This window comes from Pseudomonas sp. CM27 (genome assembly GCF_013179515.1).
Taxonomy (GTDB): domain Bacteria; phylum Pseudomonadota; class Gammaproteobacteria; order Pseudomonadales; family Pseudomonadaceae; genus Aquipseudomonas.
In genome coordinates, this window is record NZ_JABMCN010000286.1 from 1 (window position 1) to 7236 (window position 7236).

A 7236-nucleotide genomic window follows, 5' to 3' on the forward strand; every position below is an offset into this window, starting at 1 on the left:
GGGCGCGCAGCGTTGTTGCCCTGGCCGTTGCTGGCGTGGTTGCGCAAGTCGCGGTTGAAATAGAAGTTGCGGTTGCGCAGCTCCAGCTGGCTGCCCTCGATCACGCCCTGGCTTTCAGCCATGGCATCGGTGGCCAGCAGGGCGGTGCACAGCAGTGTGGCATGGCGATGGAGCATGAATGTTCACCTGTTGTTTTTGTTCTGGGCGCGGTGGTGCCCTGCGAGCAGAAAACCCGCGAACACCGAAAAAGGGGAGGGCTCGTCCGTGAGCCGGGTAATCAGTCGAGCTCTTTACCAGCGGTTTCCGGTGCCAGCTTCAGGCCGACCAGCGACAGCAGGATGGCCGCGATGATGTAGAAGGCGGGTGCATTCAGGTTGCCTGTAAGGCTGACCAGCCCGGCGGCGAACAGCTGGGCGAAGCCGCCGAACAAGGCCACGCCGATGCAGTACGCCAGTGACATGCCGCTGGCGCGGATACGGGTGGGGAACAGCTCCGGCAGGATCGCCAGGTTGGGCACGATGGTGTAGGTCAGCGGGATGCTCAACAGACACACGACTGTTAGCAGCACCGCCAGGCTGGGGTGTTGGTTGAGCATCAGGAAGGCCGGATAGATCGCCACCAGTAGCACCGGCAATGGCCAGAAGATCGCTTTGCGCCGACCAATACGGTCACTCAAGCGCCCGGCATGGGCCGATAGCAGCAGCGGCGGCAGGCAGGCGACGATGGCCGCCCAGGTTCCACTTGACAGCGGCATGCCCAGCACTCCAATGGCATGGTTGGCCAGATAGAACTGAATGGTGTAGATCGGCACGGTCGCGCCGATCACCAGCAACACACCTGCCAGCATCTGCCGTGGGTGCTGCATCAGCATGGCCAGCTGCTTGCCTTGCGAGACCGAGGCGTGGCTTCGCCTAGTCTGGCGGTGGGCAAGTGTTTCTTCGAGGCGATGGCGGATGTACTCGCTGACCGGGATGGCCAGGATGCCCATGGCGAATATCACTCGCCAGCCCCAGCTGTCCATGGCTGCCGGGCTGAGCACGCTGCTCAGCAGGGTGACCATCAATGCACCCAGGCAGATCCCCAGGCTCTGGCTGAAAGTCTGCCAGCTGCAGTAGTAGCCCCGCGAGTGCTTGTCGGCGTATTCCATCAGCATGGTGGTCGAGGTGCCGATCTGCCCGCCGACTGCAAAGCCTTGCAGCAGCCTTGCGGCAATGACCACCGCCGGGCCGATCAAGCCTGCCTGGGCATAGGTCGGTGCGAGCGTAAACATCAGCGAGCCGATCGCCATCAGCCACAGGGTCAGGCGCATGGCTGCCTTGCGCCCGACGCGGTCGGCATACAGGCCGATCACCAGGCCACCCAGCGGGCGCATGACAAAGCCGGTGCCGAACACCGCCAGCGACAGCATCAAAGGGATCAGCGGGTGGTCACTGAACGGGAAGAACAGCCTGGCCATGAGCGTCGCCAGCAGGCTGTAGACCAGGAAGTCGTAGAACTCCAGGGCATTGCCCACGCAGATCGCGGCGATCGCCCGGCGCTTGCCGGGTTGTGGGGCGGTGGTTTCGATGGCGAAGTCTGTTGTTTTTGTTGTCATCGTTGTTGCTCTCTTGCGGTGGCGGTCAGGCCAGGAAGCGCTGCGCCAGTCGCACCCAGAAGGTCGCGCCCAGGGGCAGTGCCAGGTCGTTGAAGTCGTAGCCAGGGTTGTGTACTTCACAGCTGCCGCTGCCTTCGCCATTGCCGATCAACAAGTAGCAACCCGGCACTTGCTCCAGCCAGAAGGCAAAGTCGTCACTGGCGCAGATCGGTTTCTGGCCCGCTGCCAGGCCTTCCTCGCCCAGCCAGTCACGTATCACCTGTTCGGCCAGCTGGCTGGCCTGCGTGGTGTTGACCAGTACGGGGTAGCCTTCGCCGAAGCTCACCTCGGCGCTGGCGCCGTAGCTCTGCGCATGGTGCTCGGCCAAGGCCTGGATGCGCTGGCGCAGCAACTGGCGGACGCTGGCATCGAGTGCGCGCACGCTCAGGCGCAGCTCGGCCTGGCCGGGTATGACATTGGCAGCATCGCCTGCAATAAAGGCACCCACGGTGATGATCGCGGTTGCGCTGGGGGGTACGTTGCGCGAGACGATGGTCTGCAGTGCCAGCACCAGCGAAGCGCCTACCACGATCGGGTCGATCGCCCGGTCCGGCATCGCGCCGTGGCCGCCGTTGCCGTGGAGAACGATGGTGACGCTGTCGGTGGAAGCCATGCGCGGCCCGGCGAGCACGCCGAACTGGCCAACGGGCATGCCGGGCGAGTTGTGCAGGGCGTAGATGGCGTCGCAGGGAAAGCGCGCGAACACGCCTTCATCCAGCATGCGCTTGGCGCCGGAGCCTCCATGGCCTTCCTCGGCGGGCTGGAAGAACAGGTGCAATGTGCCTCGCCAATGGCGCTCCCGGGCCAGTTCGCACGCAGCGGCCAGCAGCATTGCGGTATGCCCGTCATGGCCGCACGCATGCATCTTGCCGGGCACCTTGCTGGCCCACGGCTGCCCGCTCTGTTCTGTGATTGGCAAGGCATCCAGCTCCGCGCGCAGGCCGAGCGTGGGGCCCTGGCCATTGCGCAGGGTGGCAATCACGGCGGTGCCGGCCATGCCTTGATCAACCTCGTAACCCCATTCGCGCAGGTGACTGGCTACGCGGGCGCTGGTGGCGAATTCTTCGAAGCCCAGTTCGGGCTGGCGGTGGATAGCCCGGCGCAGTTCGACCATGGCCGGGGTGATGGCGGCGATGCCGGGGGCGATGCAGGGTATAGGCATATTGTTCTTTCCTGGTCTGCGAGGCGACACTGCGCTGCCCGTTGGCGGCCTTGGCCTCGTGCTCTACCCTAGCGCCGGTGTTGACGGTGCATAAGCCGCAAAAATGTTGTCATGACGACCCTTGGTGTTCAGGCAGGAGACTTTTCGTGAAGCTGCATCAGCTACAGGCCTTGCTCGCCGTGGCCGACCACGGTGGCATCCGTTCGGCCGCCCGGGCCCTGGATCTGTCCCAGGCCGCTATCACCCGCGCCCTGCGCGAACTTGAAGAGGAGCAAGGCTTGGCCTTGCTGGCCCGCCATGCCGGCGGCGCGCGCCTGACCCCGGCTGGGCTGACCCTGCTGCCGCACGCGCGGCAGATCGCCAGCCAGCTGGAAAAGGCCCAGCGTGACTTGGCCAGCCTGCGCGGGGAGGCGCCAAGCCGTCTTTGTGTGGGGATTACCCCTTGGTTCGGACAGACGCTGCTGGGTGCGGCCCTGCAAGCGTTTCGCCAGCAAATGCCGGCGGTCCAGCTGGAGCTGTATGAAGGTTTGCAGGCCGTCAGCCTGGCACTGTTGCGCAGTGGTCAGATGCAGTTCGCCCTTGGCCCGGCGAGTGGCCTGCCGGGGCAGGAGTTCAGCCATCGGGTATTGGCCCACTATCCCATGCGGGTGGTGGCGCGCATCGACCATCCCTTGCAGGCAGCCCACTCGCTTGAACAGTTGCTGGAGCAGGACTGGGTGATGAACTTCACCCAGGCGGGCCAGCATGCGCTGATACATCAACTGTTTGGCCGCCACGGTTTGAGTATCGAACCGGGGCGCATCGTCTGTGCGCAGTCCAGCGCGATGCTCAGCAGCCTGATCGTAGACGGCGGCCTGTTGGGGTACTCGCCCGAGCCGATGCTGCTGTGCGAGCCGTTGCGCGGCAGGGCACGGGCACTGAGCCTTGACCAGCCGCTGGAGCCGGGTGACATCAGCGTGATCCACTTGCGCGACCAGGCGCTGGACCCGGCTGCGCAGTCCCTGGTGCGTTGCCTGGAGCAAGTGCTGAAAGCGTGCTGCCGCTCGTGCGATGGCGGCGATCGGCGCTTGGCTGACATGCTCAGGCTGAGTTTCTGAGAAAGTGCGGACAACGGCTGACAGCTATCGGGCTGCGTTTAACCCGCGTTCCTTTATCCAAATGCCGAGGTCGCGGCTTGAATGACATCGGGTAAAAAACCTGCAATTTTATAGGAGGATTCGGCGGCCGATTGGCTTGTACATCTTCAAGACAGCACTACCACGGCGGAGCAGCCGCGACCTATCCTAATATTCGCGTAAGCCACGCGTGCAAATCCGAACGGGATTTCTGCTTATCAGGCCCACAAGCCGAACAGCAGCAACGCCGCCACACCAAGCCCGACCGCAACCGAGCAGCCGCCCAGCGACAGCGCCGCCCGGCCTTGTCGGTACCAGCCGTCGTGGCCCAGGTGCCGTGCGGGCGCCAGCAGGCTGCGCCAGCGCAGTTCGGTGTCGTGAAACGCCTGCAAGTTCGCCGTGTCCGCATCCAGCCAGCGGCGAAAGTCGATGCGCTCGCACGCAGTTACCTGTGGGCTCTGCAAGCGCACATACCATTGCCCGGCAACACTGGCTAGCACGTCCCGACGCGAGCGGCCGGCCTGCAGTGCCTGGGCCATGTTGCGCTCGATGCTGGCCAGCGGCAGGTCGAGGCGGGCGGCGATGATGGCGAAGTCCAGCTGGTCCAGGCGGTTGAGCAGGAATACTTGCTGCACGCGCCGTGGCAGCCGCTTGAGGGCGTGCAGCAATGCGTTATCGGCATCGTCCTGGGCAAGCGTGGTTGGGTGCTCGAGAGGCAGCAGCAGGCGGCTCATGGACAGCTCCTTGCTTGAAAGGGGGAGGGGTGGGGGCATCTTCCTTGACGCGTCATCAGCGTAGGTTAAACGAGATTGATTCTCAAGTGCTGATTCCGCAAAGTTTTGTAACGAGCGTTCACGCCCTGAAACACCTTTGCTATCATGCGCGCCATCACGATCTTCATTAGCCTGAAGAGCCAAAAAAAAGACCCGGCAAAAAGCCGGGTCAAAAACCGTGATTAGCCTGATGAGGAGATAATCTGAGAGCGACCTAAGCTCCAGGTTATCCAGCGGATCTCGCGATCAGCTGAGTGCAATAATAATCGTTATCATTTGCCAGTCAAATGAATTTTCGCTAATCCGGTAAAAAAGTTTTACCGGCGCGCTTCCTTGTCCCGGCAATCGGGGCCTTTGCCGTTACGCGGCTATCACGTTTTCTCCCTTCTTTTCTCCTTACAAACCCGGGTCCACTGCGCGTTTGTGCTCCAGCAGTGCGCGTGCCATATCCATCATGTGCATCAAGGCGAAGGTCAGTTCACGCTGGCTGCCTTGTTGATGGGTGGCGGTTTCCTGCGCGGTGGCGGCGGCGCAGCGCAGCAGGGCGATGGCGTGTTCCTGGGCCTGGTCGCCGGTGACGCCTTCGTGCAGGGTCCAGATCCTGTTGTCCAGGGTGGGGCGAGGCGGGTTGGGATTGAGGTAGTAGTCCAGCGCGCGGCGGGCGGCTTCGCTGTCCAGATCTGTTTCGTCGTTTTTCGGTGGTTTCATCCTGATACCTGCTAGAGCCAGTAGGGAAAGGGGTCAGGTCGATACTAATACCTAGAGTATTTTTATGCTTTCGAGTAAATAATACTGAATGTTTATTGAGCGCTAGAAGGCAGTCCGTATCGTGCCAGCGATGAATATGGATAAATGGATTGCCCTCGTCCGTGACCGGATGGAGGAGCTAGGGCTCACTCAAGAGCAGCTTGCCGAGCGCGTTGGCGTGTCTCAAGGCAGCGTGGGGCATTGGGTGAACAAGCGGCGTCAGCCGAAGATCGAGTCGATGAACCGCACGTTCGTCGAAATTGGTATGCCCCATTACAACGTCAGCTTGCAGTTGCGCGTCCAGGGGCGGGTTGGCGAGGAGCGAGGCGTTTACGAAGTCGATGACGACGATGCAGAGTTGGACCTCATGCAATACATTGTGTGTTTCCGCTACCCGGTACTGGGTTGGGATGAGCCAGATGTTGCAAAGGTCGAAGAGCCTGTTGTGTACGAGCAAACGGACTATCTGGCCAAGGGCAAGGCGTTCTGGCTGACCGTTGAGAATGACGCGATGAGCGCCCTCAGTGGCCGCAGTGTGCCGCAGGGCATGCGGATGCTGGTTGATCCTGGGGTAGAGGCTGGGCCAGGGCGTCTGGTGATCGCTCGTCAGCCAGGCAAACCGGCGATTTTCCGCGAGTTGGCCGAGGAAGGCGGCCAGTGGTACCTGAAGGCGCTGAACAGCAACTACCCAGCACTGCTGTGTGAAGAGGGTTGCGAGTTTCTAGGTGTGGTCGTGCGAGTGCATGGGGCCTTCTAGATGCCGGGGCTGCTGTGCAGCCCTTTCGCGACACAAGGCCGCTCCTACAGGTGTGGCGCAAGCCTGAACCGTACTGTGCCCTTATGGAAAGCTGGAACTCATTTCTCAAACGCTACAAGCGCGATCACAAACTCAGCCAGCTAAAACTGGCCGAGCGTCTGGGCATGACTCAGGGCGGCGTGGGCCATTGGCTGCGTGGCACGCGGCGGCCCACGCTGGAGACCATCAATGAAAAGCTCGAGAAGCTAGGGCTCGTGTTTCTGGAGGCCCAAGTCATGGTGGTTGAGCGTGACATTGTGCCTGAAGCGCCGCTCTATGCGAGTTTCCGCTTCCCGGTGTTGGGTTGGTCTGACTTGCAGGGCCCTTTGCCTGAAACCAGCAAGGCTCGCGAACAGACGGACTACATGCCCGCAGGTAATGCGTTCTGGCTGGTAGTGGAGAGCGATTCGATGAATGCCGCCAGTGGCAAGAGCGTGCCTGAGGGTATGCGTGTGCTTGTGGATACCGGCCTGCCGGCAGAACCAGGCAGGCTGGTCATTGCACGGCAGCCGGGTCGGCCGCCAGTGTTGCGGCAGTTGGTCGAGGAGGGTGGCGACAAGATGCTCAAACCGCTGAATACGCGCTACCCGACTGTATTATGTGAGGACGGCTGTGAGTTCCTGGGGGTGGTCGTGCGGATGCACGCGGCCTTATAGAATGCCGGGGCTGCTGCGCAGCCCATCGCTGGCAAGCGGGGCTCCCACAAGTACGGTGCCAACCTCAAGCATTGCGCTGTCCCTGTGGGAGCGGGTTCACCCGCGAATGCCCCACCCCGGTGTTCGCGGCTAAAGCCGCTCCCACAGTGATGGTGCAAGCTTCAACGTTTGAGCAAGTTGCCCCAGCTTACTTTACTCTGTCAGTTCAACCAGCACCGTCCCCTCGCTGACCATATCCCCTTCCTGGCAGAACAACGCCTTCACCGTCCCGCTATGCGGGGCACGAATGCTGTGCTCCATCTTCATGGCCTCCAGCACCACCAGCGCAGTACCCGCTTCTACCACCTGCCCCGG

Annotated in this window: 8 protein-coding genes; 3 read left to right on the top strand and 5 right to left on the bottom strand. The window is 62.2% G+C overall.

Annotation, left to right across the window (positions count from 1 at the left end; all coding sequences use genetic code 11):
- Positions 1–277: 277 nt before the first annotated feature.
- Together HP547_RS25605 and HP547_RS25610 are read right to left on the bottom strand one after the other, a co-directional pair.
- Positions 278–1594, bottom strand: a complete 1317-nt coding sequence (locus HP547_RS25605) for an MFS transporter (RefSeq protein ID WP_172222157.1) — start codon at positions 1592–1594, stop codon at positions 278–280.
- A gap of 25 nt (positions 1595–1619) precedes the next feature.
- Positions 1620–2795 carry a M20 aminoacylase family protein gene (locus HP547_RS25610; RefSeq protein ID WP_172222162.1) on the bottom strand — a complete coding sequence of 392 codons (1176 nt, stop codon included), beginning with the start codon at positions 2793–2795 and terminating at the stop codon, positions 1620–1622.
- Between the two features lie 146 nt (positions 2796–2941).
- On the opposite strand from HP547_RS25610, the gene HP547_RS25615 reads away from it, so the two are divergent.
- Positions 2942–3892, top strand: coding sequence for a LysR substrate-binding domain-containing protein (locus tag HP547_RS25615; protein ID WP_172288196.1), 951 nt, complete (start codon positions 2942–2944; stop codon positions 3890–3892).
- 236 nt (positions 3893–4128) lie between these two features.
- Here HP547_RS25615 and HP547_RS25620 read toward each other — a convergent pair whose 3' ends face one another.
- Both HP547_RS25620 and HP547_RS25625 read right to left on the bottom strand, forming a co-directional pair.
- The gene (locus tag HP547_RS25620) at positions 4129–4644 is read right to left on the bottom strand and encodes a DUF4880 domain-containing protein (RefSeq protein ID WP_172288198.1); all 516 of its coding nucleotides are present in this window, start codon (positions 4642–4644) and stop codon (positions 4129–4131) included.
- Positions 4645–5079: 435 nt separating this feature from the next.
- Positions 5080–5391: a DUF6124 family protein gene (locus HP547_RS25625; protein WP_172222175.1), complete on the bottom strand. Its 312-nt coding sequence runs from the start codon at positions 5389–5391 to the stop codon at positions 5080–5082.
- Between the two features lie 130 nt (positions 5392–5521).
- Between HP547_RS25625 and HP547_RS25630 the strand changes: the two genes are divergently transcribed.
- Both HP547_RS25630 and HP547_RS25635 read left to right on the top strand, forming a co-directional pair.
- Positions 5522–6187: a LexA family transcriptional regulator gene (locus tag HP547_RS25630; RefSeq protein WP_172222192.1), complete on the top strand. Its 666-nt coding sequence runs from the start codon at positions 5522–5524 to the stop codon at positions 6185–6187.
- Between the two features lie 83 nt (positions 6188–6270).
- Complete coding sequence (locus tag HP547_RS25635; protein WP_172222178.1) at positions 6271–6882, top strand: LexA family transcriptional regulator; 612 nt, start codon at positions 6271–6273, stop codon at positions 6880–6882.
- A 192-nt stretch (positions 6883–7074) separates the two neighbouring features.
- Here HP547_RS25635 and HP547_RS25640 read toward each other — a convergent pair.
- On the bottom strand, positions 7075–7236 hold a 162-nt coding region (locus HP547_RS25640), incomplete at its 5' end, for a biotin/lipoyl-containing protein (protein ID WP_172288200.1).